25 protein-coding genes are annotated in these 25447 nt (G+C 60.6%); 7 read left to right on the forward strand and 18 right to left on the reverse strand.

Annotation, left to right across the window (positions count from 1 at the left end; translation table 11 throughout):
* The first annotated feature begins 132 nt into the window (after window positions 1-132).
* Window positions 133-1227 carry a PLP-dependent cysteine synthase family protein gene (locus tag JMV15_RS02375; RefSeq protein ID WP_014717269.1) on the forward strand — a complete coding sequence of 365 codons (1095 nt, stop codon included), beginning with the start codon at window positions 133-135 and terminating at the stop codon, window positions 1225-1227.
* Window positions 1228-1492: 265 nt separating this feature from the next.
* On the opposite strand, the gene JMV15_RS02380 is transcribed toward JMV15_RS02375, so the two are convergent.
* From JMV15_RS02380 to JMV15_RS02390, 3 genes are all read right to left on the reverse strand, one after another.
* Window positions 1493-3106: an NAD(P)/FAD-dependent oxidoreductase gene (locus JMV15_RS02380; RefSeq protein WP_014717270.1), complete on the reverse strand. Its 1614-nt coding sequence runs from the start codon at window positions 3104-3106 to the stop codon at window positions 1493-1495.
* 106 nt (window positions 3107-3212) lie between these two features.
* Complete coding sequence (locus tag JMV15_RS02385; protein ID WP_014717271.1) at window positions 3213-3884, reverse strand: COG3650 family protein; 672 nt, start codon at window positions 3882-3884, stop codon at window positions 3213-3215.
* Window positions 3885-3980: 96 nt separating this feature from the next.
* Window positions 3981-4580 (reverse strand): short chain dehydrogenase, encoded by a 600-nt coding sequence (locus tag JMV15_RS02390; protein ID WP_019817840.1) that lies wholly within the window; start codon window positions 4578-4580, stop codon window positions 3981-3983.
* 145 nt (window positions 4581-4725) lie between these two features.
* Between JMV15_RS02390 and JMV15_RS02395 the strand changes: the two genes are divergently transcribed.
* Window positions 4726-5640, forward strand: a complete 915-nt coding sequence (locus JMV15_RS02395) for a LysR family transcriptional regulator (RefSeq protein ID WP_019817839.1) — start codon at window positions 4726-4728, stop codon at window positions 5638-5640.
* Here the strand turns inward: JMV15_RS02395 and JMV15_RS02400 are convergent.
* The 9 genes from JMV15_RS02400 to JMV15_RS02440 form a co-directional block, all read right to left on the reverse strand.
* Window positions 5631-6116 carry a DoxX family protein gene (locus JMV15_RS02400; RefSeq protein ID WP_014717274.1) on the reverse strand — a complete coding sequence of 162 codons (486 nt, stop codon included), beginning with the start codon at window positions 6114-6116 and terminating at the stop codon, window positions 5631-5633. The genes JMV15_RS02395 and JMV15_RS02400 overlap by 10 nt on opposite strands.
* On the reverse strand, window positions 6113-6889 hold the full coding sequence (locus JMV15_RS02405; RefSeq protein ID WP_014717275.1) for an HvfC/BufC N-terminal domain-containing protein: 777 nt from the start codon (window positions 6887-6889) through the stop codon (window positions 6113-6115). The genes JMV15_RS02400 and JMV15_RS02405 overlap by 4 nt, the downstream gene beginning before the upstream one ends.
* On the reverse strand, window positions 6886-7764 hold the full coding sequence (gene bufB, locus JMV15_RS02410; RefSeq protein ID WP_014717276.1) for an MNIO family bufferin maturase: 879 nt from the start codon (window positions 7762-7764) through the stop codon (window positions 6886-6888). The genes JMV15_RS02405 and bufB overlap by 4 nt, the downstream gene beginning before the upstream one ends.
* Window positions 7765-7786: 22 nt before the next feature.
* Window positions 7787-8083 (reverse strand): BufA1 family periplasmic bufferin-type metallophore, encoded by a 297-nt coding sequence (locus JMV15_RS02415; RefSeq protein WP_014717277.1) that lies wholly within the window; start codon window positions 8081-8083, stop codon window positions 7787-7789.
* Between the two features lie 258 nt (window positions 8084-8341).
* A complete protein-coding gene (locus JMV15_RS02420) occupies window positions 8342-9043 on the reverse strand; it encodes an ABC transporter ATP-binding protein (protein WP_003193540.1) in 702 nt (233 codons plus the stop codon).
* A 1-nt stretch (window position 9044) separates the two neighbouring features.
* Window positions 9045-9812, reverse strand: coding sequence for a high-affinity branched-chain amino acid ABC transporter ATP-binding protein LivG (livG, locus tag JMV15_RS02425; protein WP_003193538.1), 768 nt, complete (start codon window positions 9810-9812; stop codon window positions 9045-9047).
* Complete coding sequence (locus tag JMV15_RS02430; RefSeq protein WP_014717278.1) at window positions 9809-11062, reverse strand: high-affinity branched-chain amino acid ABC transporter permease LivM; 1254 nt, start codon at window positions 11060-11062, stop codon at window positions 9809-9811. Before JMV15_RS02430 ends, livG begins: the two co-directional genes overlap by 4 nt.
* Window positions 11059-11982 (reverse strand): high-affinity branched-chain amino acid ABC transporter permease LivH, encoded by a 924-nt coding sequence (livH, locus tag JMV15_RS02435; RefSeq protein ID WP_003193535.1) that lies wholly within the window; start codon window positions 11980-11982, stop codon window positions 11059-11061. The genes JMV15_RS02430 and livH overlap by 4 nt, the downstream gene beginning before the upstream one ends.
* A 227-nt stretch (window positions 11983-12209) precedes the next feature.
* On the reverse strand, window positions 12210-13337 hold the full coding sequence (locus tag JMV15_RS02440; protein ID WP_038449342.1) for a branched-chain amino acid ABC transporter substrate-binding protein: 1128 nt from the start codon (window positions 13335-13337) through the stop codon (window positions 12210-12212).
* A 341-nt stretch (window positions 13338-13678) separates the two neighbouring features.
* Here JMV15_RS02440 and JMV15_RS02445 point away from each other — a divergent pair, with 341 nt between their 5' ends.
* Entirely contained in the window at window positions 13679-13981 is a 303-nt protein-coding gene (locus JMV15_RS02445) for a DUF2288 domain-containing protein (protein ID WP_201491251.1), read from the forward strand.
* A gap of 228 nt (window positions 13982-14209) precedes the next feature.
* Here the strand turns inward: JMV15_RS02445 and JMV15_RS02450 are convergent, their stop codons facing one another.
* Together JMV15_RS02450 and JMV15_RS02455 are read right to left on the reverse strand one after the other, a co-directional pair.
* On the reverse strand, window positions 14210-16471 hold the full coding sequence (locus JMV15_RS02450) for a putative bifunctional diguanylate cyclase/phosphodiesterase (RefSeq protein WP_201491252.1): 2262 nt from the start codon (window positions 16469-16471) through the stop codon (window positions 14210-14212).
* 139 nt (window positions 16472-16610) lie between these two features.
* Window positions 16611-16979, reverse strand: a complete 369-nt coding sequence (locus tag JMV15_RS02455; protein ID WP_014717283.1) for a YkgJ family cysteine cluster protein — start codon at window positions 16977-16979, stop codon at window positions 16611-16613.
* 252 nt (window positions 16980-17231) lie between these two features.
* On the opposite strand from JMV15_RS02455, the gene JMV15_RS02460 reads away from it, so the two are divergent.
* Window positions 17232-18578: a spinster family MFS transporter gene (locus JMV15_RS02460; RefSeq protein WP_038449346.1), complete on the forward strand. Its 1347-nt coding sequence runs from the start codon at window positions 17232-17234 to the stop codon at window positions 18576-18578.
* Between the two features lie 166 nt (window positions 18579-18744).
* Here JMV15_RS02460 and rapA read toward each other — a convergent pair whose 3' ends face one another.
* Complete coding sequence (gene rapA / locus JMV15_RS02465) at window positions 18745-21591, reverse strand: RNA polymerase-associated protein RapA (protein WP_014717285.1); 2847 nt, start codon at window positions 21589-21591, stop codon at window positions 18745-18747.
* 219 nt (window positions 21592-21810) lie between these two features.
* Here rapA and JMV15_RS02470 point away from each other — a divergent pair, with 219 nt between their 5' ends.
* Entirely contained in the window at window positions 21811-22152 is a 342-nt protein-coding gene (locus JMV15_RS02470) for a hypothetical protein (RefSeq protein ID WP_014717286.1), read from the forward strand.
* On the opposite strand, the gene JMV15_RS02475 is transcribed toward JMV15_RS02470, so the two are convergent.
* The 3 genes from JMV15_RS02475 to JMV15_RS02485 all read right to left on the reverse strand — a co-directional run bounded on the left by JMV15_RS02475 (window position 22149) and on the right by JMV15_RS02485 (window position 24761).
* Entirely contained in the window at window positions 22149-23330 is a 1182-nt protein-coding gene (locus tag JMV15_RS02475) for an aminotransferase class V-fold PLP-dependent enzyme (RefSeq protein ID WP_038449349.1), read from the reverse strand. The genes JMV15_RS02470 and JMV15_RS02475 overlap by 4 nt on opposite strands.
* Entirely contained in the window at window positions 23327-23797 is a 471-nt protein-coding gene (locus JMV15_RS02480; protein WP_038449351.1) for a RidA family protein, read from the reverse strand. Before JMV15_RS02480 ends, JMV15_RS02475 begins: the two co-directional genes overlap by 4 nt.
* A 91-nt stretch (window positions 23798-23888) precedes the next feature.
* Window positions 23889-24761 (reverse strand): LysR substrate-binding domain-containing protein, encoded by an 873-nt coding sequence (locus tag JMV15_RS02485; protein WP_020300990.1) that lies wholly within the window; start codon window positions 24759-24761, stop codon window positions 23889-23891.
* A 133-nt stretch (window positions 24762-24894) separates the two neighbouring features.
* Between JMV15_RS02485 and JMV15_RS02490 the strand changes: the two genes are divergently transcribed.
* Window positions 24895-25056: a hypothetical protein gene (locus JMV15_RS02490; protein WP_005785860.1), complete on the forward strand. Its 162-nt coding sequence runs from the start codon at window positions 24895-24897 to the stop codon at window positions 25054-25056.
* Window positions 25057-25199: 143 nt separating this feature from the next.
* On the forward strand, window positions 25200-25316 hold the full coding sequence (gene ccoM, locus JMV15_RS28615; protein ID WP_019817835.1) for a cytochrome c oxidase subunit CcoM: 117 nt from the start codon (window positions 25200-25202) through the stop codon (window positions 25314-25316).
* Window positions 25317-25447 lie beyond the last annotated feature (131 nt).

Raw genomic sequence — 25447 nt, forward strand, 5'->3', positions numbered from 1 at the left:
TTATAAGGGATGGGCCGGGGCATCGGTGGGCTAAAGACTAGCAATTGTGTGTCCAATTGCGTCGTCACTGTATCTGTGTGAAGCGTGGGAAACATCCTAAGATCACCGCTGAAAACCTTTAGAGAACCCACCATGAGCGACCACCGTACCTGGGCCCGCGAAGCCATTCGTATCATTGAAGCGGACTTCCAGCGGAGCGCCGATACCCACCTGATCCCGCTGCCATTACCGGGTTTGCCAGGCATCGAGTTGTACTTCAAGGATGAGTCCAGCCACCCCACCGGCAGCCTGAAACACCGGCTGGCGCGCTCGCTGTTCCTGTATGCGCTGTGCAATGGCTGGCTCAAGCCGGGCGCCCCCGTTATTGAAGCGTCCAGCGGCTCTACGGCGATCTCGGAAGCCTACTTCGCGCGCTTGCTCGGCTTGCCGTTTATTGCCGTCATGCCCGCGACCACGTCCCAAGAGAAGATCGCCCAGATTGCCTTCTACGGTGGCAAGAGCCATCTGGTCCAGGACCCGACGCAGATCTACGCCGAATCCGAACGCCTGGCCCAGGAAAGCGGGGGGCACTTCATGGACCAGTTCACCTACGCCGAGCGTGCCACCGACTGGCGGGCAAACAACAACATTGCCGAGTCGATCTTCCAGCAGATGCGCTTTGAGCAGCACCCGGAGCCGAGTTGGTTGATTTCCAGCCCTGGCACCGGCGGCACCACCGCGACCCTGGGCCGTTATGTGCGTTATCGCCAGCATTGCACCCGGGTGCTGTGTGCCGATGCCGAACGCTCGGTGTTTTTCGATTTCTACCAGAGTGGTGATGCCAGCCTGCGCCTGGACTGTGGCTCGCGGATTGAAGGGATTGGTCGCCCGCGGGTGGAGGCATCGTTTCTGCCCGCGGTGATTGACGCCATGGTCAAAGTGCCGGATGCAGTGTCCCTGGCGGCCATGCATTACCTGGCTGAGCGTTTGGGGCGACGGGTTGGCGGGTCCAGCGGAACCAACCTGATCGGTGCGCTGATGGCGGCGCAACAGATGAAAGCGGCGGGGGAGTCGGGGTCGATCGTTGCGATCTTGTGCGATGGCGGTGAGCGCTATGCCACGACCTATTACGATCAAGCGTGGCTGGCGGGGCAGGGCTATGAGCTGGAAGGGTTGATCGCGGCGGTTGCGGCGAGTGTCGAACGCGGTGAGGCGCTACCCGCTAACATCCTGCGCGCTAATATCTGACACCCCACTATCCAACTGTGTGCGGGCTTGCCCGCGAAAGCGGAGTGTCAGTCACTGAATTTTTAACTGCACCACCGCTATCGCAGGCAAGCCAGCTCCCACACTGGTCGTGTATTGCCCCCAGGATCAACGCCCGGCACAGATCCCCTGTGGGAGCGGGCTTGCCCGCGAAAGCGGCGTGTCAGTCACCGAGTCTTTAACTGCACCACCGCTTTCGCAGGCAAGCCAGCTCCCACACGGGATTTATGCTGGCCGTCAGCGTGCTTCAGGCCTCGATGCCGAGCATATCCCGCGCCAACGCCTCGGCGATCCGAATCCCGTCGACACCCGCCGACAGAATCCCACCGGCATAGCCTGCGCCTTCACCGGCCGGGAACAAGCCTTTGACGTTCAGGCTCTGCATCGACTCGTTGCGGGTAATGCGCAGTGGGGACGAGGTGCGGGTCTCGATGCCGGTCAGCACCGCATCGTGCAGCGAGTAGCCTTTGATCTGTTTCTCGAACGCTGGCAAGGCTTCGCGGATGGCTTCGATGGCGAAGTCCGGCAAGGCCAGCGCCAGGTCACCCAACGACACGCCGGGTTTGTAGGACGGCTCCACGCTGCCCAGCGCCGTGGAGGGTTTGCCAGCGATGAAGTCGCCCACCAGTTGCGCGGGGGCCTCGTAGTTACTACCGCCGAGGATGTAGGCGTGGGACTCCAGGCGTTCCTGCAACTCGATACCGGCCAGCGGGCCGCCTGGGTAATCCACCTCGGGGGTAATGCCTACCACGATGCCAGAGTTGGCATTGCGCTCGTTACGCGAGTATTGGCTCATGCCGTTGGTCACGACGCGATGGGGCTCCGAGGTCGCAGCCACGACGGTGCCGCCCGGGCACATGCAGAAGCTGTAGACCGAACGGCCATTCTTGGCGTGGTGCACCAGTTTGTAGTCCGCTGCGCCCAGCTTGGGGTGGCCAGCGTATTTGCCCAAGCGTGCGGCGTCGATCAGCGACTGCGGGTGCTCGATACGGAAACCCACCGAGAATGGCTTGGCTTCCATGTACACGCCACGGTCGTGGAGCATGCGGAAGGTGTCACGGGCGCTGTGGCCCAGGGCAAGAATCACATGCTTGGAGAGGATCTGCTCGCCGCCGTCGATGACCACGCCGTTCAACTGGCCGTCTTCGATCAACACGTCGGTGACCCGTTGTTCGAAGCGCACTTCACCGCCCAGGGCGATGATCTGCTCGCGCATGTTTTCTACCACGCCGGTCAGGCGGAAGGTACCGATGTGCGGCTTGCTGACGTAGAGGATTTCTTCCGGCGCACCGGCCTTGACGAACTCGTGCAGTACTTTGCGACCGTGGAATTTCGGGTCCTTGATCTGGCTGTACAGCTTGCCGTCAGAGAAGGTACCGGCGCCGCCTTCACCAAATTGCACGTTGGACTCTGGGTTGAGCACGCTTTTGCGCCACAGGCCCCAGGTGTCCTTGGTGCGTTGGCGCACTTCCTTGCCGCGCTCGAGGATGATCGGCTTGAAACCCATCTGTGCCAGCAGCAGGCCGGCGAAAATCCCGCAGGGACCAAAACCTACCACGATCGGCCGCTCAGCCAGGCCTTCCGGCGCCTGACCCACCACCTTGTAGCTGACATCCGGTGCCGGGTTGACGTTGCGGTCGTCGGCAAACTTGAGCAGCAGCGCGGCTTCACCCGTCACGTTCAGGTCGACGGTGTAGATGAAGCACAGCTCGGAGGTCTTTTTGCGCGCATCGTAGCTGCGCTTGAACAGGGTGAAATCGAGCAGGTCATCACTGGCGATGCCCAGGCGCTGCACGATGGCCGTGCGCAGGTCTTCTTCGGGATGGTCGATGGGCAGCTTGAGTTCGGTGATTCGTAACATGACAGGATCCGGTAGGCGGCGGGCAAGAAGGCCGGCTGTTTTGCAAACCGGCGATTATAAGCCCCAATGGCAAGTTTCCGTCAGGTTAAAACAGCACAGGGGCTAATCAGTCGTCCCGCGAGCCGCCGAACGCCGCGCAACCACGCTGCACCTGGCCGTTCACGCGCAGCTCGGCGCTCATGTGCTGCAGGCTGCCGCTCACACTGTCGACGCAGCGCTGGGGCGCCACCCATAGTTCGATGTGCTGGTTATTGGCTTCGGTCATCAGGTTGAAGCGGCCGTCGCCCAGTTGTTCCTCGACGTACGGCACTGCCAAAGGTGGCTGGCCTTCGCGCTCCAGCACCATGCCCTTGGCCGTGACGTTCATCGCCCAGGCGGGTTTATGGCCGTTGGCCCGCAGGATCATGCGCTTGAAATCCGGGTCAGAGCACGCTGAAGTCGAGCGTTCGACGCGATACAGCTGTTGCAGGTCCACTGAACCCTGGGTGCCGCTGGCGACCCCGGAAAACTTGCCACGCAGGTCGGCAAACAGTATGCCCTGCTGGCCAGCCAGCGAGGCGGCTTCCTGCAGGACGCTGGTGCCGCCGGTATCGTTGACCACGTAGCTACGCTGGTCGCCACAGGGCTGGAACAGCAGTTTGCCGTCCACCGCCGTCAACTCACCCTGCATACGGGTCAGCCCGACAGTCGATGGCTTGGCCGGCTCGCTTTCGAACAATTGGCAGGCGGCGAACACAGGAAGCAAGGCAAACAGGGCGAGGGTACGGGCGGCGCGCATTATCGGGTCTCCAGGCAAGTGCCGCCACGTTACGCAGGCTGGCCGTGCATCACAAGCCCGCTTGCCAGCTTCAGGCGTTTCTTACGGATCTCACCCTCAACCTACGATAAAGGTCTGACCGGTTTGCAGGCCCTCGACGCTTTTGGCGTAAGCCAGTGCCACATCGGCGGCCGGGGCAGGTTTGTAGCCACGGAAATAGGGAGCATAGCTGCCCATGGCTTCCAGCAACACCGTCGGGCTGACCGAGTTGATGCGCAGGCCGCGTGGCAACTCGATGGCCGCCGCTTTGACGAAGGCGTCCAATGCACCGTTGACCAAGGCCGCCGAAGCACCGGTGCGGATCGGGTCACGGTTCAGAATGCCGCTGGTGAACGTGAACGAAGCACCGTCGTTGGCGTGTTCACGGCCGATCAACAGCAGGTTGACCTGGCCCATCAGTTTGTCACGCAGGCCCAGTTCGAAATCGCTGTCGTTCATGTCTGCCAGGGGCACGAAGTTGACGCTGCCTGCCGCGCAGATCAGCGCGTCGAACTTGCCGGTCTGCTCGAACAGCTTACGGATCGAGTTGCTATCGCTGATATCCACCTGGAAGTCACCGCTGGTGCGGCCGATGCTGATCACTTCGTGGCGCTGGGCCAACTCTGCCTTGACTGCTGAACCGATGGTGCCGCTGGCACCAATCAATAGGATTTTCATCGTGCTGTTCCTCTGGGGCTGACTCCCTGCAGGAGCGAGCTTGCTCGCTCCTGCAGGGGTTGGGATTTGCATTCAGTCTAGTGTGGCTTTTTAGCTGGATAAACGCGCTAATAGGCAACCTTTGGTTTTCAAATGGAAACAGTCCATGAGCGAAATGGATGACTTGGCGGCGTTCGCCGTGCTGATCGAAGCCGGCAGTTTCACTGTGGCGGCCGCACAATTGGGCTGCAGCAAAGGGCAGTTGTCCAAGCGCATCAGCCAGTTGGAAGCGCAGTTTGCCGTGGTTTTGCTGCACCGCACTACGCGCAAGCTGAGCCTTACTGCTGCCGGCGCGGCGTTGCTGCCCCAGGCACAAGCATTGGTGGTGCAGGTGGAACGCGCGCGCCAGGCCTTGGCGCGGCTCAAAGATGATTTGGCCGGCCCTGTACGTATGACTGTCCCGGTGTCGTTGGGTGAAACCTTTTTCGATGGCTTGTTGCTGGAATTTTCCAAGCAATACCCGCAGGTGCAGATCGAGCTGGAGCTTAACAACAGCTACCGGGACCTGGCGCGCGATGGCTTTGACTTGGGCGTTCGCTCGGGCGCCCTCGAGAATGAACGCCTGGTAGCCAGGCCTTTACTGGCCTGGCATGAGATGACCTGCGCCAGCCCGGCCTATCTGGAACAGCATGGCGAGCCGCAGACCCCGGCGGACCTGGCGGCGCACAGCTGTTTGCTCAACAGTCATTACAGTGGCCGCGAGGAATGGTTGTACCACCAGCAACACGAATTGCTGCGGGTAAAGGTGAGCGGCACCTTCGCCTCCAACCACTACAACCTGCTGAAAAAAGCCGCCTTGGTCGGCGCCGGTATTGCTCGCCTGCCGTCCTACGTTTTACCCACGGAGCTGGCTGATGGCCGATTGCGCTGGCTGCTGCGCGACTATCAGACGCGCAGCATGCCGATGTACCTGGTGCATCCCTACCAAGGCGGCCTGCCACGGCGTACCCAAGTGTTGGCCGACTACCTGGTGGACTGGTTCAAGCGCAGCGGCGAGGCACTGGATCGACTTCAGCGATAACGACGGGCAATCAGGTGGTCGATGGACAGCCAACCTGGGCCTTTGGCAAGCAACAGCAATAACAGCGCAAGCCAGGTGCCATGAGTGGGATAGGCGTCGGGGTAGACGAACAGTTGGATGGTCAGGGTCATGCCGATCAAGGCCAGGGCCGAAAAGCGCGTGGCGAACCCCAGCAGGATCAATACCGGAAAAAAGTGCTCGGCAAAGGTTGCCAAGTGCGCGGCCACCTCGGGCGACAGCAGAGGCAATTGGTATTCGCTGCGAAATAAAAACAGGGTCGAGGCGGCAAGTTTGGGCTCACCCCATTGGAAGGTGCCGCTGATCAGGTCAATGGCAAAGCCTTCGACCTTGGTCTGGCCAGACTTCCAGAACACCGCCGCAATGGAGAAGCGCGCGATAAAGGCGATCAGGCTGTAGGGGATTTTTTCAAACAGTGCGACGGTTCGCTTTACCAGGCAAGGAGCGGGAATGTTCATGGCAATACCTCGGGTTGCAGATGCAAATGAGTGATGGCGTCGTGGCTGATCAACAGCGTGAGACATTGGTGCAAATCGAATTCGGTGGAGGCTTCCAGGGCATCAGCGATGGCCATTTCCAGCCCGGCGCCTTGGTTGAGGCGGTTGATAAAGGTCACAGACCCGCGGTCGATGGCGAACACCTTGACCGCTAAGCCTTGGCGCACGACCAGCGCGCCTTGGGCATACCAAGGGTGCAAAGTGGCGATAGCCCCGTCGACCTGATGCGCCGCCCAGACCGATACCACCGCGTAGGAAGATTCCAGCGTGGCAAGTGACGGATGCAGTCGTACACGCAGTTGCCCCAGTTGCGCGCAGCCTTGCAGTTGCCGAAGTACGCTGTGCTGATCCAGAACCTGGCAATCCGCCGCGTGATAAGCGCGAACCCTCAAGCGTTCCAGCCGGGCGACATCGGCCAGGTAGGGCACGCTCGAGGCCGGTTCGAAACCTTGGATAAAGTCAGAGAACGTGCTGCCGTACTCACTGATCAACGGGCTGGTGGGCGGATGAGCCTGGGCATACAGGCCGGCCATGGCGCGGAAAAATTCATCGCCGACCAGTTGCCGGGCCACCGGGTAGGCGGCCGCCAAAGCATTGATCAACGCGCTATGGACATTGTTTCGATACACCGCAAAGCGGCTCGTCGGCTCAGCACCGTTGCTGCTGAACACGCCCTCGGGGCAGGTTGCTTGCGGGGCCAGTAAAGCCTCGGCGAATGTTTGCTGAATACTCATCTGTCCACCTGCGACAAATACCATTCGGCCTGCCGGGCCTCTGTTTGCAGCACGCTGAACGCGGGCACCTGGTTATCCCGCTCGATCAGCGTCGCCACCGCTCCGGTTCGCGCCAGTACCTGTGCGTACAGCTGCCACACGGCGTTATCGATCGGCGCGCCGTGGTCGTCGATTAGTAGGCGGTCGCCCAGGCTGTCGGTGTCTTCGGCAAAACCGGCCAGATGAATCTCACCCACCGCGTGCAATGGCAGGGCATCGATGTAGGCCAGCGGGTCGCGCTGGTGATTGATGCAGGACACGTAGACGTTGTTGACGTCGAGCAGCAGGCCGCAACCGGTCCGGCGGACGATCTCGCTGATAAAGTCGGTTTCGTCCAAAGTAGAGCGCTGGAACTGCAGATAAGTAGACGGGTTTTCCAGCAGCATCGGGCGCTTGAGCGTGCTCTGTACTTGGTCCACGTGTTCGCATACCCGCTCCAGAGTGCTGGCGTCGTAGGCCAGGGGCAGCAGGTCGTTGAGAAACACCGGGCCGTGGCTGGACCAGGCCAGGTGTTCGGAAAAAGACTGGGGTTGGTAGCGTTCGATCAGCGTGGCCAGGCGTGCCAGGTGCTCGCGGTCCAGAGGACCTTCGCCGCCAATAGACAGGCCGACGCCGTGCAGTGACAGGGGGTACTGCGCACGAATCAACCCCAGGTAGTGATGAAACGGGCCGCCGGCCACCATGTAGTTTTCGGCGTGTACTTCGAAAAAACCGATGTCGGGGCGGGTCTCGAGCACCTCGGTGAAGTGCTCGGTCTTGAGCCCCAGCCCGGCCCGATAGGGAAGGCCGGGCACCTGAGCCGGTGAGACCGCGTGTTGGGCTGTAGGCGTCATCATCAGTACTCAGGCTGCGCGGGGTTCAGGATTTGGCGGTGAAGGCCGCTTCCTGGCCAAAACCGGTCGGCGAGGTGGTGCTTGGGGTCTGGGTGCACGTGCCGGCGGGGACCAGCTTCCAGGCATTGGCCTGGTCTTTGGTTTTGGAGGTGCCAGCGCAGGAAGTGCCGGCGCCCGCGGCGCAGTCATTCTTGCCGGCTTCAGCCACGCCGAAGCATTTCTGCATGTCGTCGGCCGCGTGGGCGGTGGTGGTCAGGGCGGACAGGCTCAGGGCAGACCCAAGGGCCAGGACGAGGGTGGCAGCGGACAGTTTGGTGGTCATGGTGTGTCTCCAGCAGTGGTTGAATGCGCAGGCTTGATTGCCTGCATGCACCACTAGAGAAAGGGGGAGGGAATTCGTTACAAAGCCATCGAAAAAAACTGCAAAACAACACCTATTTAATGGCTTATACAAAGAAAATGTGGGAGTCGGGCTTGCCCGCGATGCAAACGCCTCGGTTCTTCAGATACACCGGGGTGATGCTATCGCAGGCAAGCCAGCTCCCACACAAGCCAGCTCCCATTTAGAACTTGCTCTTTCTTAGCCGCCGAGGTACGCCTCCCGCACCTTCGGATCCGTCAGCAATTGCTCGCCAGTGCCCTGCATCACCACCCGGCCATTCTCCAGCACATAGGCACGGTCAGCGATTTTCAGCGCCTGGTTGGCGTTCTGCTCCACCAAAAACACCGTCACACCGTCCTTGCGCAGTTGTTCGATGATGTCGAAGATCTGCTGGATGATGATCGGTGCCAGGCCCAGGGAAGGCTCGTCCAGCAACAACAGCTTGGGCTTGCTCATCAGCGCCCGGCCGATGGCGAGCATTTGCTGCTCGCCGCCGGACATGGTGCCGCCGCGCTGGCTGAAGCGTTCCTTGAGGCGGGGGAACAGGTGCAGCACCTTGTCCATCTGCTCCTGGTAATCGCCCTTGTCGGTAAAGAACCCACCCATGGCCAGGTTCTCTTCCACGGTCAGGCGCGAAAACACCCGACGGCCCTCCGGCACCACCGCAATGCTCTTGCGCATGATCTCGGCGGAGTGCTTGCCCACCAGTTCTTCACCCATGTAGCGGATGCTGCCACTGTAGGCTTGCGGCGAACCGCACAAGGTCATCAGCAAGGTCGATTTGCCAGCCCCGTTGGCGCCGATCAGGGTCACGATCTCACCCTGGCGTACTTCGACGTTGACGCTGTGCAGGGCCTGGATCTTGCCGTAGAAAGTGGAAACGTTTTCGAATTGCAGCATTTTACGCTTCCCCCAAGTAGGCTTTGATCACTTCAGGATTGTCGCGGATCTGCTCCGGCGTCCCATTGGCCAGCGGCGTGCCCTGGTTGATCACCACGATGTGGTCGGAGATGCTCATGACCAGTTTCATGTCGTGTTCGATCAACAGCACCGTGGCATTGTTTTCCTCACGCAGCACACTGATCAGCGCCTTGAGGTCTTCGGTTTCCTTGGGGTTCAGGCCCGCGGCAGGTTCGTCGAGCATCAGGATGCGCGGGCGGGTCATCATGCAACGGGCGATTTCCAGGCGACGCTGCTGGCCGTAGGCGAGGGTGCCTGCCGGGCGGTTGGCGAACTCGGTCAGGTTGACCTTGTCCAGCCAGTACGCCGCGTATTCCATGGCCTCGCGCTCGCTCTTGCGGAACGCCGGGGTCTTGAACAGACCTGCGAAGAAGTTGGTGTTCAAGTGACGGTGCTGGGCGATCAACAGGTTCTCGACCGCCGTCATGTCCTTGAACAACCGCACGTTCTGGAAGGTACGCACCACGCCCTTGCGAGCGATCTCGTGACCGGCCAGGCCCTGGATCGGCTGGCCGTCCAGCAGGATGCTGCCGCCGCTCGGCTTGTAGAAGCCGGTGAGGCAGTTGAACACCGTGGTCTTGCCGGCGCCGTTGGGGCCGATCAGTGCTACCACTTGTTTCTCTTTGACGGTCAGGGCCACGCCATTGACCGCTAGCAAACCGCCGAAGCGCATGCTCAGGTTTTCGACTTTCAGGATCTCGCGGCTCATTTGCGCAGCTCCATGTGTGGACGTTGCATGGGCAGCAGGCCTTGAGGGCGCCAGATCATCATCAGCACCATCATGGCGCCGAACATCAACATGCGGTATTCGCTGAACTCACGCATCATTTCCGGCAGCAGGATCATCACGATGGCCGCCAGGATCACGCCCAGTTGCGAGCCCATGCCACCCAATACCACGATGGCGAGAATGATCGCCGACTCGATAAAGGTGAACGATTCCGGCGTCACCAGGCCTTGGCGAGCGGCAAAGAAGCTGCCGGCAAAGCCTGCGAACGCAGCGCCCAGGGTGAACGCGGATAGCTTGATGATGGTCGGGTTCAGGCCCAGGGCGCGGCAGGCGATTTCATCTTCGCGCAACGCTTCCCAGGCGCGCCCGATGGGCATGCGCAGCAGGCGGTTGATCACGAACAGAGCCGCCAATGCCAGCAACAGCGCGACCAGGTACAGGAACACCACTTTGCTCACCGGGTTGTAGGCAATCCCGAAGTACTCGTGGAAGGTCTGCATGCCTTCGGCGGCGGTGCGGTCGAACGACAGCCCGAAGAACGTCGGCTTGGGAATGCTGCTGATACCGTTGGGGCCACCGGTGATATCGGTGAGGTTACGCAAGAACAGGCGAATGATTTCCCCGAAGCCCAGGGTCACGATGGCCAGGTAGTCACCGCGCAGGCGCAGCACCGGGAAGCCCAGCAGGAAGCCGAACGTAGCCGCTGCCATACCGGCCAGTGGCAGGCAGATCCAGAAGCTCCAGCCCAGGTAGTGCGAGAGCAGCGCGTAGGTGTAGGCACCCACGGCGTAGAAGCCCACATAACCCAGGTCGAGCAGGCCGGCCAGGCCCACTACGATGTTCAGGCCCAGGCCCAGCAACACATAGATCAGGATCAGGGTGGCAATGTCGACCGCGCCGCGCGAGCCGAAGAACGGCCAGATCAGCGCCGCGATGATCAACCCGATGATGATGTAGCGCTGGGTGCGCGGCAGGGTCAGAAATTGGCTGACCTTGGGCGACACCAACGGGCCACGGTTGCCCTTGAACAAGGCACCGACCTGCTGCGTGAACAGTACACGCAGGAACATCAGCACCGAACACAGGGCGATGATGGTCAGGGTCACTGGCCCGGTGCCGTGCACCTCCAGGTTGATGCCGACAATGCTCAGCTTGAGGCCGAGTACCGGAAAGGCCACGGCCCATACCAGCAAGGCGCTGAAAAACGCCGATTTAAGATATCTGCTCATACTTTCTCAACCTCCGGACGGCCCAGGATGCCGGTCGGACGGAACAACAACACCAGAACCAAAAGGCCGAACGCGACGACGTCCTTGTACTGGTCACCGAAGATATCGGCGCCAAAGGCTTCGGCCACACCCAGCACCAGCCCGCCGAGCATGGCGCCCGGAATGCTGCCGATGCCGCCCAATACCGCTGCGGTAAAGGCCTTGAGGCCCACCAGGAAGCCGGCGTTGGGGTTGATCACGCCGTATTGCATGCTCAGCAACACGGCCGCCACGGCCGCCAGCGCAGCACCAATGACGAAGGTCAGGGCGATGATGTTGTTGGTGTTGATGCCCAGCAGGTTGGCCATCTTGATGTCTTCGGCGCAGGCCCGGCAGGCGCGGCCCAGACGGGAGCGAGAGATGAACAGCGTCAGGCCCAGCATGGCCACCAGGGTGACCACGAAAACCAGAATCTGCATGTACGAAATCAGCACTTCTTGTGCGCCACCCGGGCCGAAGGAGATGCTCCCCGGAATCAGGTTGGGAATGGACTTGTCCTTGGAGTCCTGGGACAGCAATACGGTGTTCTGCAGGAAAATCGACATGCCGATGGCAGAAATCAGCGGGATCAAACGGTTGCTGCCACGCAAGGGACGGTAGGCAACCCGCTCGATGCTGTAGCCATAGGCACTGGTCACGATGATCGACGCCAGGAACGCAGCGGTCATCAACAGCGGCAGGGAGTGGATCCCCATCATGGCCAGCCCGGCAAGGGCGATAAAGGCCACGTAGGAACCAATCATGTACACCTCGCCATGGGCGAAGTTGATCATTCCAATGATGCCGTAAACCATTGTGTAGCCAATGGCTATCAAGGCATAGGTGCTGCCAATGGTCAGGCCATTAACCAGCTGTTGGAAAAAATGATAGATCTCAGGCATTACAGCGCTCCTAAAAACCCGATACGCATTTCACTGGTGGAGTCATTTCCGGCTCGGTGCCCTGTTCTGTGACCAGGTTGCACAAAGCGTTTGCCAGCGAACCGCTGGTGACGGTTTTAAGATTTTCAGGTGAGCCAGCGCCCGGATCGCGGGTGACATGGCCCATAAACCTCGTAAAACAAAGCCCACTGCTTGCACAGTGGGCTTGTTGACCAGTAACGCCTGGCTTACTGAGGGGAAACTTCGGTTTTTGGTTTACCGAAGTGCCATTCGTAGACCACGAACTTGAAGTCCTTCAGGTCGCCCTTGGCGTCGAAGCTCAGGTCGCCCGTAGGGGTCTTGAAGGTACCGGCATGGATGGCCTCGGCCACTTTGGCGGTGTCTTCGCTCTTGGCGGCCTTGATACCGCCGGCAATGACCTCAACCGCCGAGTAGGCCGGGAACACGAACGGACCGGTTGGGTCCTGCTTGTTCTTGGCGAACTCTTCAACGATGGCTTTGTTGGCCGGGTCGGTGTCGAAGGACTTCGGCAGGGTCACCAGCAGGCCTTCGGATGCACCTTGGGCGATTTGCGAGATGGAGTCGTTGCCGACGCCTTCCGGGCCCATGAACTTGGCGTTCAGGCCTTTTTCCTTGGCTTGGCGCAGGATCAGGCCCAGCTCAGGGTGGTAGCCGCCGTAGTAGACGAAGTCGACGTTGGCTTGCTTGAGTTTCTGGATGATCGAGGAGAAGTCTTTGTCACCGGCGTTCAGGCCTTCGAAGACGGCAACCTTGGTGCCTTTTTCTTCAAGGGTCTTCTTCACGGCGCTGGCGATACCTTCACCGTATTGCTGCTTGTCGTGCAGGACGGCGACGATTTTCGGTTTCACGTGGTCGGCGATGTAGTTGCCGGCTGCCGGGCCTTGTGCGCTGTCCAGACCAATGGTGCGGAAGATCAGCTTGTAGCCACGGGAAGTGATTTCAGGGCTTGTGGCGGCCGGGGTAATCATGATGACGCCTTCGTCTTCATAAATATCCGACGCTGGCTGAGTGGAGCTGGAGCAGAGGTGGCCGACGACGAACTTGACGCCATCATTGACCACTTTGTTGGCAACGGCCACGGCTTGCTTTGGATCGCAAGCGTCGTCGTATTCCTTGGCCTCAAGCATCTTGCCGTCTACGCCGCCCTTGGCGTTGATGTCTGCGATGGCTTGCTTGGCACCCATGAATTGCATGTCGCCGTATTGCGTCACCGGACCGGTCTTGGGGCCGGCGATGCCGATCTTGATGGTGTCGGCTGCGAACGAATGGCCGGCAACCCCAGCCAGGACCATAGCGGCAAACAGTTTGGAAATCTGCTTAGTAGCCTTATTCATAGTGCTCCACTCTTACTGTTGTATTTTTTATAGTTCTAGCGGCCTTGTGAGCTGCAGAACCGGATTAGATATCGCGGATATCCCCCCGGCATTGCCCTGGCAACTGTACCGGTACAGTGTAGAGCGCCGGTTGATCGCTTGAAAAGCTGGCAGCTGGGGGCAAAACCTGGGTGTGTCGCTTAAGTGAAAGAAAAAGACAGAATTGCGCCGGGTTGCTGATAGCTTTCAAGGCATTCCGTGGCTTTCCTGGCAGTTTCAATCGCTACTTCATTTGCTACTGGGTTTTTCTGCCTGAGCGACGGGGCTATGATTGCGCCGATTTTTTACTCAGGTGAATTCCCATGACGCAAGAACCAAGCACCCTCTATGCCAAGCTGCTCGGTGAAACCGCCGAAATTTCCTGGAAGGAGCTTGAACCGTTCTTTGCCAAGGGTGCCCTATTGTGGGTCGATGCCGGCCTGGATTTGATCGAGGCCGCCGAAGGAATGGCCGAAGACAACCGTGACAAAGTCGCCGCCTGGCTGGCTGCAGGCACCCTTGGCGAGGTGTCTGCGACGCGGGCATTAGACCTGGTGGAAGGGGATCCAAGCTTATGGGCTGTAGTGGTCTCGCCGTGGATCCTGATCCAGGAAAGGGCGCGGTAATAATGGCGCGCACGAAAAAGGTGCGTATTTTTCACGGAGTGAAGTGTGTAGCCGAGTAACCGCTCAACGCGTGATGGCACCTTGCCGTAGAGAAAGGTCACAGCCGAGGGTGACGTAAGCGTCACGGGAACAGTTGAGGGCAGAAGGAATGAGTGGGGCAATTGTTTCCGGGTATGACGCGGCGTGAAGAGAAGCAACGATCACACCACCACTCCCCGTGCCCGGGTCTCAGCGAATCGGCCTGACAATAGAAGGCGAGCCGATACGCCCTGGCGCCGGGTCTTTTGGCTGCGCAGCGTCGTTGCCTTCCACGCTTGGCAGATATAACGGATTGCGCATGGCAATGCCCTGCATCACGCCGATGATGTCATCGAAAGGCACCGCCGGGCTGAGCAGGTAGCCCTGGATGTAGTCGCAGCCATGCTTGAGCAGCAGCTCGAACTGCGCCTGGGTTTCCACGCCCTCGGTGACCACCTGCAAGTGCAGGGTGTGGGCCATGCCAATAATCGCCTGGACAATTTCACTGTCTGCGGTGGACTTGGGGATGTCCTGGATAAACGAGCGGTCGATCTTCAAAGTGTTGAGCGGCAAGCGCTTGAGGTAAGCCAGCGACGAATAGCCGGTGCCGAAGTCATCAATGGCCAGCGACACACCCAGGGCGCGGATCTGCCGCAACAGCGCCAAGGTACTGCTGATGTTGCCCATCAACGCGTTTTCAGTGACTTCCAGTTCCAGGCGGTTGGTGCCTATGCCGGCGAAGCGCAGGGCGTCTTCGATTTCATCGGCCAGTTCGTCACGCGCCAGGTTCAGCGCCGAGCAATTCACGGCCATGATCAGCTCGGTGTAGCCCCGGTCAGACAACAGGCTCAGGTCGTGACAGGCCTGACGCAATACCCAGTGGTCCAGCTCGGCGATCAGTCCGTTGTTCTCGGCGATGCCGATAAAGCGGTCCGGGGCCAGTAGCCCGTGTTGGGGGTGCTGCCAGCGCACCAGGGCTTCCAGGCGTGTGACCTTGCCCAGTTTCATGTCAAAGATCGGTTGATAAAACAGCACCAGCTGGCTGCGCGTACGCAAGGCGGCGCGCAGTTCTTCTTCCAGTTGCAGCTCAAGAAAGGCACGGGTTTTAAGGTTGGAACTGAAGAAGTTCAAACAATTGCGCCCCGCATCCTTGGATTGGTACAGCGCCAGGTCGGCGGTTTTCAGCAGCTCTTCGCAGGTGTGGCCGTCCTCGGGGAACAGGCTGATACCGATACTGGTGGTCATCACCATGCGTCGGCCGGCCAGTTCGATGGGCTCTTTCATCTTCTGCATGATGCGCTGGGCCATGTGCCGGGCTTCGTCGCGGTGATGAATATTGACCAGGATGCAGAACTCATCGCCGCCAAAGCGTGCCACTACATCTTCATGGCTGCGTATCGAGCCCTTGATATGCCCGGCGAGCACTGTGAGCAACTGGTCGCCCGCGTCATGGCCCAGGCTGTCGTTGATACGCTTGAAATGGTCGATATCAAGGAAGATCACCGCCAGCATGCCTTGGCTGCGGGTTTTTTGCGCGACTTTTTCCGCAAAGATCTGATTGAAACCACGGCGGTTAAGCAGGCTGGTCAATGCGTCGAAGTGGGCCACTTGTTGCAGCGAAGCGCGGGCCTGGTCGAGTTCGCTGAGCAGCGCGTTGACCCGACGCAGGTCACGCTCCTTGTGTTGCAACTTCTTGTCGGCCAGGGCTGCGCTGATGCTGCTGCCGATTACCAGCAAGGTGATCATGGCGACCGACAGGCCCAGTTGAATCGGGTTGTTATCCGCCGGTAACGAAAGATCCGCGCCACTGGGCACCAGCATTTGCATAGCCGCCATGCCGGTGAAGTGCATGCTCAGAATCCCGGCGCCCAGCACCAGGCTGGCGGCGTATTTGAGCAGTTGGTGAAACACGCCGGCACCGTTGCGCAGGTAACTGGACAGCAACAATGCGGCCAGGCTGGCGCCCATGGCAATCGCCACCGAGGCCAAAAACAGCCGTGTTTCGAAGTACACCTGGGCCTGGGAGCGCATGGCTGACATGCCCACGTAGTGCATCAACGCGATACCCAGCCCCATCCACACCGAAGCCACCAGGTACTGATGAAAGCGCAGGTGGGTATGACTGAGGGTCTGCATGGCAAGCAACGAGGCGATCAGGGCGATCAGCAGCGAGGCGAACGTCATGATCAGTTCGTAGTGAATGGCGATGGGGGCCTGGAAGGCCAGCATGCTGATGAAGTGGGTCGACCAGATGCCGCCTGCCAGGCAACCGGCACCCAGCCAGCGCCAATGGCGGCGGGCGGTGGGGTCTTCGACATGGCCCACACGTTCGGCCATGTCCAGGGTACCGAAACCCGCCGCGCAGGCGACCAGGTACGCCAGCAGCACCAGAAACGGGTTATGACTGCAGTTGAGCAATAAATGCCCGCTGTCTGGAAGGTCGGTAAAAAAATGCTGCCCCAGCCATTCCATAGCTTATCCCGTCACAGAGCCATGTCACTGCCAGCGGCGATGACCTATGAGGTCGAGTATAGAAGTCTCTCGAGATTTGCCATGAGTAATGGCGTTTTGATCTCAAATTATTTTGATATGCCGTCCATAGCGTTTGGTGCTAAGCGCTGATGGGCAGGTCGAGTTCGAAGTGCGGGGCCTCCAACGGGGCCAGGCCGAATGCGGCACGGGCGGCGTCGCAATCGACATTTTGCACGCCCTGGCTCCAGGACGCCTCGAACTCGCGACACACGCTGGAGCGCTGCTCATAAATTGAGCAGCTGGTGGCCTGTCCGACTTCACCTTCAAGGCTGCAACACCGTGCCGGTTTGCGGTCGGTGCCGATCATCGCCACGCGGCTGGGGTTGATCTGCACCACCAGGTCATCGGGCACCGTGCCCCCGGACGAGGCGCACTCACCCCAAAAGAAGGACACGCGAAAGTGTGAACAGCAGGCACCGCAATTCAGACACGGACTGGCTTCGGACATGGGCGTCATCAATAAGAAAGTAGGGTGGGGGTGTTACAGGAAGGCTCGCCATTCTATCCGTGCCATGGCCGTTGGGAAGGGGGGTACGCACTTATATTTTCGTGGGACAAATCCCCGTGTTGCCGGCTGAAATCATGCCCTATCAGCTTTACGAATCATTACAGACAACCCCGCCTTACCTGACTATGTTGCAGGTACCGGGCAGGATGCATCGGGCATCACAGCTCTCATAACAATAAAAGAGACGGACCCATGCAGAACTCGACCCAAGCGGCGAATGCCTGGCGCATTCTGTTCCTGCTGTTCCTGGCCAACCTGTTCAACTTCTTCGATCGCACCATCCCCGCGATTATCATCGAGCCGATCCGCATGGAATGGCACTTGAGCGACTTTCAGCTCGGTATCATCGGCACCGCCTTTACCATCGTCTACGCCATTGCCGGGCTACCGCTCGGGCGCCTGGCCGACACCGGCTCACGCAGCAAGTTGATGGGCTGGGGCTTGTTCGCCTGGAGCGGGCTGACGGCGGTTAACGGCATGGTCGGCAGTTTCTGGACCTTCCTGCTGGTGCGCATGGGCATTGGCATCGGCGAAGCCAGCTATGCACCCGCGGCCAATTCGCTGATTGGCGACCTCTTTCCCGCCCACCGCCGTGCCCGAGCCATGGGGATTTTCATGCTTGGCCTGCCGTTGGGCCTGTTGCTGGCGTTCTTTACCATCGGTGCGATGGTCAAGGCGTTCGACAGCTGGCGCGCGCCCTTCTTTATCGCAGCGGTGCCGGGGCTGATCCTGGCGGTGTTTATGTTCTACATAAAAGAACCCAAGCGCGGCGCGGCGGAAACCGTGCAGGTCTCCCAGGCGCGCGTCGACCGCCCGATCCGCCGCGTGCTGGCCGTGCCGACCTTCCTGTGGCTGGTGCTGGCCGGGCTGTGCTTTAACTTTGCCACCTATGCGTGCAACTCATTCCTGGTGCCGATGCTGCAACGCTATTTCCTCATGCCGTTGCAGGACGCGGCCGTCGCGACGGGCGTCATTGTCGGCCTGACCGGCTTGGTGGGCCTGACGCTGGGCGGCTGGATTGCCGACAAGATTCATCAGCGGGTCGCCAATGGTCGATTGTTGTTTGCCGCCTTCAGCTTGATCATCTCCACGGGCACCACCGCCTGGGCATTGCATGCCGGGCGCGTCGAAATCGGGGTGTTTGTCGCGCTGTTCAGTGTGGGCTGGTTGTTTGCCTACAACTTCTATACCTGCGTGTATACCGCGATCCAGGACGTGGTCGAACCGCGTTTGCGCGCGACGGCGATGGCGCTGTTCTTTGCTGGGCTGTATTTGCTCGGCGGTGGCATGGGGCCGGTGGTGGTTGGGGCGCTGTCCGATCACTTTGCCCATTCGGCGATGTATGCGGCCGGGGCGCAGCAGATGACCGAGGCTTATAAAGCGGTGGGCTTGCATGACGCCATGTACCTGATTCCGGTAGCGCTGTTCTTGACCATGCTTTTTCTGTTCCAGGCCTCGCGCAGTTTTGTGCGTGATGCCAAGCGGATGAAGGAAGGGTTGAGTGCGGTTGAGGTGCCGGCAACTGCGGTAACGGCGTGAGACCGAGTGATCGTTCCCATGCTCTGCGTGGGAACGCCGCTCTGGACGCTCTGCGTCCGCTTTAAAGTCGTGACGCAGAGCGTCACATGATGCATTCCCACGCAGAACGTGGGAACGATCTCTAAAAAGGCCCGCACTAAGCGGGCCTTTTACGTTCAGCGGTTTATCAACCTGCCACCAGCACCCGAATCGCTTCCAGTCGCAGTGCCGCTTTATCGAGCATGGCCAGGCCTTGCTCGCGCTGGTTGCGCAAGGCGACCAGCTCGCTGTCACGCACGGTCGGGTTGACCGCTTGCAACGCGGTCAGGCGCGCCAGCTCTTCGTCAGTGTCTGCCGCGAGGCGACGCTTGGCTTCGGCGACACGCTCGGCGTGACGCGGGGCGATCTTCTCTTCACCGGCGTTGATGCGCGGGGTGAGTTGGTCGCGCTGCGCCTGCACGAATTTGTTCGCGCTGGCCCGTGGCACGCTTTCCAGCTGGTCATTCAAGGTCACGAACGACACGCGGCCCGACAAATCATTGCCGTTGGCATCCAGCAGGCAGCGCAAGGCGGCCGGTGGCAGGTAGCGGCCCAGTTGCAGGGAGCGCGGGGCGACCACTTCGCTGACATATAGCAGTTCAAGCAATACGGTGCCTGGCTTGAGCGCCTTGTTCTTGATCAGCGCCACGGCGGTGTTGCCCATGGAACCGGACAGCACCAGGTCCATGCCGCCCTGCACCATCGGGTGTTCCCAGGTGATGAACTGCATGTCTTCGCGCGACAGCGCCTGGTTACGGTCGTAGGTAATGGTCACACCTTCGTCGTCGCCCAGGGGGAAGCTGGCGTCGAGCATTTTTTCGCTGGGCTTGAGGATCAGCGCGTTTTCCGAATGGTCTTCGCTGTCGATGCCGAACGCGTCGAACAGGGTTTCCATGTAGATCGGCAGGGCGAACTGGTCGTCTTGTTCGAGGATGTCCTCGACCAGGGCATCGCCTTCGCCGGCGCCGCCGGAATTGAGCTCCAGCAAACGGTCCCGACCGGTGTGCAGCTCCTGCTCCAGACGCTCGCGCTCGGCGCGGGCTTCGTCGATCAGGGCTTGCCACTCGCCGTCATCGGCGGCTTCCAGCAAGGGCAGCAGGCGCGGGCCGAACTGATGCTGCAAGGCGTTACCGGTCGGGCAGGTGTTGAGGAAGGCATTGAGCGCTTCGTGGTACCACTGGAACAGGCGTTCTTGCGGGCTGGTTTCCAGGTACGGCACGTGCAGTTCGATCACGTGTTTCTGGCCGATCCGGTCCAGGCGCCCGATGCGCTGTTCCAGCAGGTCGGGGTGGGACGGCAGGTCGAACAGCACCAGGTGATGGGAAAACTGGAAGTTGCGGCCTTCACTGCCGATTTCCGAGCAGATCAGCACCTGGGCGCCGAACTCTTCATCGGCAAAGTAAGCGGCGGCGCGGTCACGCTCGAGGATGTTCATGCCTTCGTGGAACACCGTGGCCGGGATGCCGGAGCGCACGCGCAGGGCGTCTTCCAGGTCCATGGCGGTTTCGGCGTGGGCGCAGATCACCAAAACCTTGGTGCGCTTGAGCATTTTCAGCTGGTCGATCAGCCACTCGACCCGCGGGTCGAAGCGCCACCAGCGGTTCTCTTCCTCGACATCCGGTTGCGCCTGGAAGCTGACTTCCGGGTACAGCTCGGCGTGTTCGCCCAGGGGCAGTTCGAGGTATTCGTCCGGGTTCGGCAGCGGGTAGGCGTGCAGCTTGCGCTCAGGGAAGCCTTGCACCGCGGCACGGGTGTTGCGAAACAGCACGCGGCCGGTACCGTGGCGGTCGAGCAGTTCACGCACCAGGCGGGCACTGGCTTCGCTGTCGCCATCGTTGACGGCGGTGAGCAGGGCTTCACCTTCGTCACCGAGGAAGCCTTGAATGGTCTTGTGCGCGGTTGGCGACAGGCGGCCCTTGTCCAGCAGCTCCTGCACGGCTTCGGCCACCGGGCGATAGTTTTCGCTCTCGGCGCGGAAGGCTTGCAGATCGTGGAAGCGGTTCGGGTCCAGCAGGCGCAGGCGCGCAAAATGGCTGTCCTGGCCCAGTTGTTCCGGGGTGGCGGTCAGCAGCAGCACGCCTGGAATTACTTCGGCCAGTTGTTCGACCAGCGAGTATTCGGCGCTGGCCTTGTCTTCGTGCCATACCAGGTGGTGGGCTTCGTCGACCACCAGCAAGTCCCAGCCAGCGGCGAACAGCGCGTCCTGGGCCTTCTCGTCGTCCACCAGCCATTCCAGCGCAACGAGTGCAAGCTGGGTGTCTTCGAACGGGTTGGTGGCATCGCTTTCGATAAAGCGCTCTTCATCGAACAGCGCAACCTGCAGGTTGAAGCGGCGGCGCATTTCCACCAGCCATTGGTGCTGCAGGTTTTCCGGAACCAGGATCAGTACGCGGCTGGCACGGCCCGAAAGCAGTTGGCGATGGATCACCAGGCCCGCTTCGATGGTCTTGCCCAGGCCCACTTCGTCCGCCAGCAACACGCGTGGCGCGATACGGTCAGCGACTTCGCGGGCGATGTGCAGTTGGTGGGCAATCGGTTGGGCGCGTACGCCACCCAGGCCCCACAGCGAGGACTGCAACTGGCGGCTGGTGTGTTCCAGGGTGTGGTAGCGCAGCGAGAACCACGCCAGCGGGTCAATCTGCCCGGCGAACAGACGGTCACTGGCCAGGCGGAACTGGATGAAGTTGGACAGTTGGGTTTCCGGCAGGGTGACCTGCTCGTTCTGCCCATTGAGGCCGTGGTAGACCAGCAGGCCATCGACGTCGTCGACTTCCTGTACGGTCATTTTCCAGCCTTCGAAATGGGTGATGGTGTCACCCGGCGAAAACCTCACGCGAGTGAGGGGCGCATTCCGTAGCGCATACTGGCGAGTGTCGCCAGTGGCCGGATAGAGCACGGTCAACAAGCGGCCGTCCTGTGCCAGAACGGTGCCTAACCCCAGCTCTGCTTCGCTGTCACTAATCCAGCGTTGCCCCGGTTGATACTGCTGCGCCATGCTGCCTGACTCCCGCCGTGAAAAAGCCGACTATGTTAACGGAACACGGCCCGGCGCCCAAGAACTCTGACAAAAACTACGCTGTTTGTACGGGCCGGCGGAAATTGAATCGACGGATGGCGGGCACTTGAGAGTGTCGACTGAGTCACAGCTTGGCACGCGGGTGCTCAAGTCGCCCTGCCACCCGCCGACAGCCTGTTGATCAGGAGAATAATTATCATGCTGCCACCCATGCTGCCCGTCAGTGTTGTGCCGGTCACGTCGCAACTCGACCCGGCACGCCAGAAGCCGGATATTCCGCCGGTGGTGCCCGTTCAACCGGGCTCCAACGAGAGCACGATCGACCTGAAAAAAGGCGATGCCGAGCAATCGACCTTTCTGCTGCGCGAAGAGCAGCGTCGCCAGCAGGAGCAGCAGAAACGCCGGCGCGAAGCCGACGACGACGCGGAGCAGCATTTGCCGATTCCCGGCGACTTGCTCAACGCTGACAACACCGTGCCCGTGGCGCCGCTGATCGAAGACGCGCCGCGCCAGGGCCTGTGGGTGGATATCGAGGTCTAACCGTTCAGTTCGCGCAGGGCCTTCACCAGCAGCTCAATATCGTCATCGGTGTTGAGCGGGCTGACGGAGATGCGCGCAACGCTGCTCAACCCACGTGCTTGCATGTCCAGCGGGGTGTAGGCCACGCCATTGGCGCCGATGTTGATGCGCTTTACCCCCAGGCGTTGTTTGAGTTCAAAACTATCCCAGCCGGCCAGGTTGAACGCGATCAAGCCTGAATGCGTGCTGCCCAAGTCGTGCAAGCTGATCCCCGGTATCTGACGCAGTGCTTCGCGGATTCGCGCGCTGGTCTGCAAGACTCTTTGCCATACCCGCTCAATCCCCAGTTGATTGATCTCGTGCAACGCATTGCCCAGGCCGGCCAGCAGGGCGAAAGAGACTTCGCTGGTTTCAAAGCGCCGGGCGTCGTTGCGCAGGTCGAAGCCTTCGGCGGTCCAGGGCGCTGAAAACACGTCGCGTTGGGCCGGGTTCAGATGCGGCAGAAAATCCGGCCTGATATACAGCAGCGCGGTACCGCGAGGCCCGCGCAGGTGTTTGCGGCCGGCAGACTTGAGCACATCGCACTGCAACGCTTGCACATCCACCGGCAGTTGGCCGACGGCTTGGCCCGCGTCGATGAAGTAGGGGATGGCATGCCGCCTGGCCACATCGCCGATGGCCTGGGCCGGGTTGATCAAGCCACCGTTGGCCGGCAGCCAGGTGAGGTCAATCAGCTTCACCTTGGCATCCAGCATCGCCTCCAACGCCACCGGGCAGGCCGCGCCGCTGGCATCGCACGGGATGACCTCCACCCGCGCCCCGGCTTGAATGGCCAGTTCCATGCTCGCCAGGTTACCGCCCCATTCGTGGCGCCCCACCAGAATTCGATCACCCGGCTGCCAGGGCCCCAGCGCCTGGAAGGCCAGGCTCCAGGCCGTCGAGCCACTGCTGGCGAAGGCAATCGCTGAGGCGGGCGCATTGAGCAACTGCCCAGCGGCGCGGCGGGCCTTCTCCACTAAGATGGCACCCTGTTCTCCGGCCTCCATCGGGCCGTCGCGGGCTTCGCGTTGCAGCTGTTCGATGATGGCGTCGAGCGTCGCCTGGCTGGGCAAGGAGGCTCCAGCATGATTGAAGTGCACGAGGCCGGACTGGCAACCGGGCGTGGCTTCTCGCAAGTGCTGGATTTGCAGCGGGCTCATGGCTGCAGCTCGAAAATGGCGTCCACTTCCACGGCGACACCAGCCGGCAGACTGCAAACCCCTACGGCGGTGCGCACGTGCCGGCCCTTGTCGCCGAGGGCGTTGACCAGCAGGTTCGAAGCGCCATTGGCGACCAGGCTTTGGCGCTGGAAGTCGGCGCTGCTGGCAATGAACACGCCCAGGCGAAGGATGCGCACCACCCGCGACAGGTCATCGCCCAGCGCATCGCTTAATTGCCCCAGCAGGCCCAGCGCTGCCAATTCCGCCGCTTGGGCGCCATCTTCATCGCTGAGAGAATCGCCCAGCCGGCCAATGTAGGCGGGTTTGCCATCGATCATGGGAATTTGTCCCGAGATGAACAGCTGGTGTTGGCTGATCACATGATTGATGTAGTTGGCTGCGGGTTGGCTGTGCGTAGGCAGTGTCAGGCCGAGGGCGTGTACGCGCTGGCGGATGGAGTCAGTCATGGTGAAATCCTCTGGTGTCAGAAGGTTCCAGCATGTTGGTGGTGGCGAGGGGCGACAAACGGATAGATCTCAACCGACGTATCTAAAAAACTCACGCGTCGGCACACGCTTGCTTCAACCACTGACTGAAGCATTCAGCCGCCTCACTGAGCGGACCTTGAGGGGCGATCAGCCAATAGCCGATGTCGCTGTGATAGGGCGGCCTGTCAAAGGCCTCCACCAGGCTGCCGTCGTGGAGCCTGCGTTCAATCAGGCGATGGCGGCCCATGGCGATACCCTGGCCGGCCACGCTCGCTTCGACCACGATGTTGTAGTCATGCAACATCACGCGGGGGTGATGATCGAGGTTGATCTGGTAATGGGCGGACCAATCGGTCCACTCGAAAGGGCGGTGCGAGGTCGCCATCAACAACGGGCCTGTGGCGACCTGTCTGGCCTTGAACGCCGGGCTGCATACCGGTGACAGGGTTTCGGTCATCAGGCGTGTGGCGAGCACGTCGGGCCAGTCGCCCTTGCCGTAGCGGATGGCCAGGTCAACTTCGGCCGTGGCGACGTTGGCCAATTGAATCGCGGGCAGCAATTCCACCTGGATATGCGGGTGGCGCTGTAGAAACTCGGCCAGGCGCGGCGCCAGCCACAGCGTGGCAAAGGACGCCAGCAAGCCGATACGCAATACACTGGCGCACGGCGCTCCCCGCTGGCTGCGTGTTGCAGCGGCGATGGCGTCCAGGGCAGGGCGTATTTGCGCGTAGTAATCTTGCCCGGCCAACGTCAGGTCGATCGCACGGGTTCGCCGGATAAACAGCGGCTTGCCCAAGTGGTGCTCGAGCTTATGTACCTGGTGGCTCAGCGCACTTTGGGTCACCGACAACTCGTCAGCCGCCTTGATAAAACTCAAGTGCCGTGCCACGGCCTCGAAGGCGCGCAGGGCCAGCAGCGGTGGAAGGTCGTTGTGCAAGGCCACCTGGATGCACCTCCTGGGCAGGGTAGAAAGTGCCGATTTTGGTCGATGGCCTGCATTTTGTCGCCCGCTTAATTGCCGTCGGGCGGGGCAGGCCGCATTATTGAGGCATTCTCGCCACGACGTAAGCCAAGCCATGAGTGATGACGACAAGCTGATCGACCTGAACGCCGAACGTGCCAAGCGCGTTCACGACCTTAATGACAAGCGCCTGAATGAAGTGCGCCAAGCCTTTGAGCAAGCCATGCCCTTGGGCAAGCCCAAGAAGAAGTCGAAGAACAAGCCGAAAAAACGTTGAAACGTCCTGCCTCTATTGATGCAGGTCAGTTATTCCCCTTCTTTACGCCCCGTTGTGGGCGACATTGATCCTGGTCAATTTCCCACTGTGCCTTCTCTATTAACTTAGCCCTATCGCAACAGGGCAAGTGCAGGAGGCCGGTCATGTTTTTCGATAATGTGGTTTTTGCCGGAGTGCTGACTGTTAGCCTCATGGTGCTGTTTTTTGTAGGGTTTGGATTTTTTATCTGGAAAGACGCGAACAAGCGTAAAAAACCTTAAGTCTTTCCGGGTTACATGAGCACGCAAGGCATTTTGGGCGACTTCGGTCGCCCTTTTTTTTGGCTGTGACGCTCCGCGTCACCCGTGCGCCAGTGGGAGGCGGAGCGTCCGTGGCGGCATTCCCACGCAGA

This window comes from Pseudomonas paracarnis (assembly GCF_904063055.1).
GTDB classification, from domain to species: Bacteria; Pseudomonadota; Gammaproteobacteria; order Pseudomonadales; family Pseudomonadaceae; genus Aquipseudomonas; species Aquipseudomonas paracarnis.

What these genes read in the sequence shown, in the direction of transcription:
- JMV15_RS02375 (WP_014717269.1), top strand. Translation starts at nt 133, where the DNA reads ATGAGCGACCACCGTACCTGGGCCCGCGAAGCCATTCGTATCATTGAA.
- JMV15_RS02380 (WP_014717270.1), bottom strand. Translation starts at nt 3,106, where the DNA reads ATGTTACGAATCACCGAACTCAAGCTGCCCATCGACCATCCCGAAGAA.
- JMV15_RS02385 (WP_014717271.1), bottom strand. Translation starts at nt 3,884, where the DNA reads ATGCGCGCCGCCCGTACCCTCGCCCTGTTTGCCTTGCTTCCTGTGTTC.
- JMV15_RS02390 (WP_019817840.1), bottom strand. Translation starts at nt 4,580, where the DNA reads ATGAAAATCCTATTGATTGGTGCCAGCGGCACCATCGGTTCAGCAGTC.
- JMV15_RS02395 (WP_019817839.1), top strand. Translation starts at nt 4,726, where the DNA reads ATGAGCGAAATGGATGACTTGGCGGCGTTCGCCGTGCTGATCGAAGCC.
- JMV15_RS02400 (WP_014717274.1), bottom strand. Translation starts at nt 6,116, where the DNA reads ATGAACATTCCCGCTCCTTGCCTGGTAAAGCGAACCGTCGCACTGTTT.
- JMV15_RS02405 (WP_014717275.1), bottom strand. Translation starts at nt 6,889, where the DNA reads ATGAGTATTCAGCAAACATTCGCCGAGGCTTTACTGGCCCCGCAAGCA.
- bufB (WP_014717276.1), bottom strand. Translation starts at nt 7,764, where the DNA reads ATGATGACGCCTACAGCCCAACACGCGGTCTCACCGGCTCAGGTGCCC.
- JMV15_RS02415 (WP_014717277.1), bottom strand. Translation starts at nt 8,083, where the DNA reads ATGACCACCAAACTGTCCGCTGCCACCCTCGTCCTGGCCCTTGGGTCT.
- JMV15_RS02420 (WP_003193540.1), bottom strand. Translation starts at nt 9,043, where the DNA reads ATGCTGCAATTCGAAAACGTTTCCACTTTCTACGGCAAGATCCAGGCC.
- livG (WP_003193538.1), bottom strand. Translation starts at nt 9,812, where the DNA reads ATGAGCCGCGAGATCCTGAAAGTCGAAAACCTGAGCATGCGCTTCGGC.
- JMV15_RS02430 (WP_014717278.1), bottom strand. Translation starts at nt 11,062, where the DNA reads ATGAGCAGATATCTTAAATCGGCGTTTTTCAGCGCCTTGCTGGTATGG.
- livH (WP_003193535.1), bottom strand. Translation starts at nt 11,982, where the DNA reads ATGCCTGAGATCTATCATTTTTTCCAACAGCTGGTTAATGGCCTGACC.
- JMV15_RS02440 (WP_038449342.1), bottom strand. Translation starts at nt 13,337, where the DNA reads ATGAATAAGGCTACTAAGCAGATTTCCAAACTGTTTGCCGCTATGGTC.
- JMV15_RS02445 (WP_201491251.1), top strand. Translation starts at nt 13,679, where the DNA reads ATGACGCAAGAACCAAGCACCCTCTATGCCAAGCTGCTCGGTGAAACC.
- JMV15_RS02450 (WP_201491252.1), bottom strand. Translation starts at nt 16,471, where the DNA reads ATGGAATGGCTGGGGCAGCATTTTTTTACCGACCTTCCAGACAGCGGG.
- JMV15_RS02455 (WP_014717283.1), bottom strand. Translation starts at nt 16,979, where the DNA reads ATGTCCGAAGCCAGTCCGTGTCTGAATTGCGGTGCCTGCTGTTCACAC.
- JMV15_RS02460 (WP_038449346.1), top strand. Translation starts at nt 17,232, where the DNA reads ATGCAGAACTCGACCCAAGCGGCGAATGCCTGGCGCATTCTGTTCCTG.
- rapA (WP_014717285.1), bottom strand. Translation starts at nt 21,591, where the DNA reads ATGGCGCAGCAGTATCAACCGGGGCAACGCTGGATTAGTGACAGCGAA.
- JMV15_RS02470 (WP_014717286.1), top strand. Translation starts at nt 21,811, where the DNA reads ATGCTGCCACCCATGCTGCCCGTCAGTGTTGTGCCGGTCACGTCGCAA.
- JMV15_RS02475 (WP_038449349.1), bottom strand. Translation starts at nt 23,330, where the DNA reads ATGAGCCCGCTGCAAATCCAGCACTTGCGAGAAGCCACGCCCGGTTGC.
- JMV15_RS02480 (WP_038449351.1), bottom strand. Translation starts at nt 23,797, where the DNA reads ATGACTGACTCCATCCGCCAGCGCGTACACGCCCTCGGCCTGACACTG.
- JMV15_RS02490 (WP_005785860.1), top strand. Translation starts at nt 24,895, where the DNA reads ATGAGTGATGACGACAAGCTGATCGACCTGAACGCCGAACGTGCCAAG.
- ccoM (WP_019817835.1), top strand. Translation starts at nt 25,200, where the DNA reads ATGTTTTTCGATAATGTGGTTTTTGCCGGAGTGCTGACTGTTAGCCTC.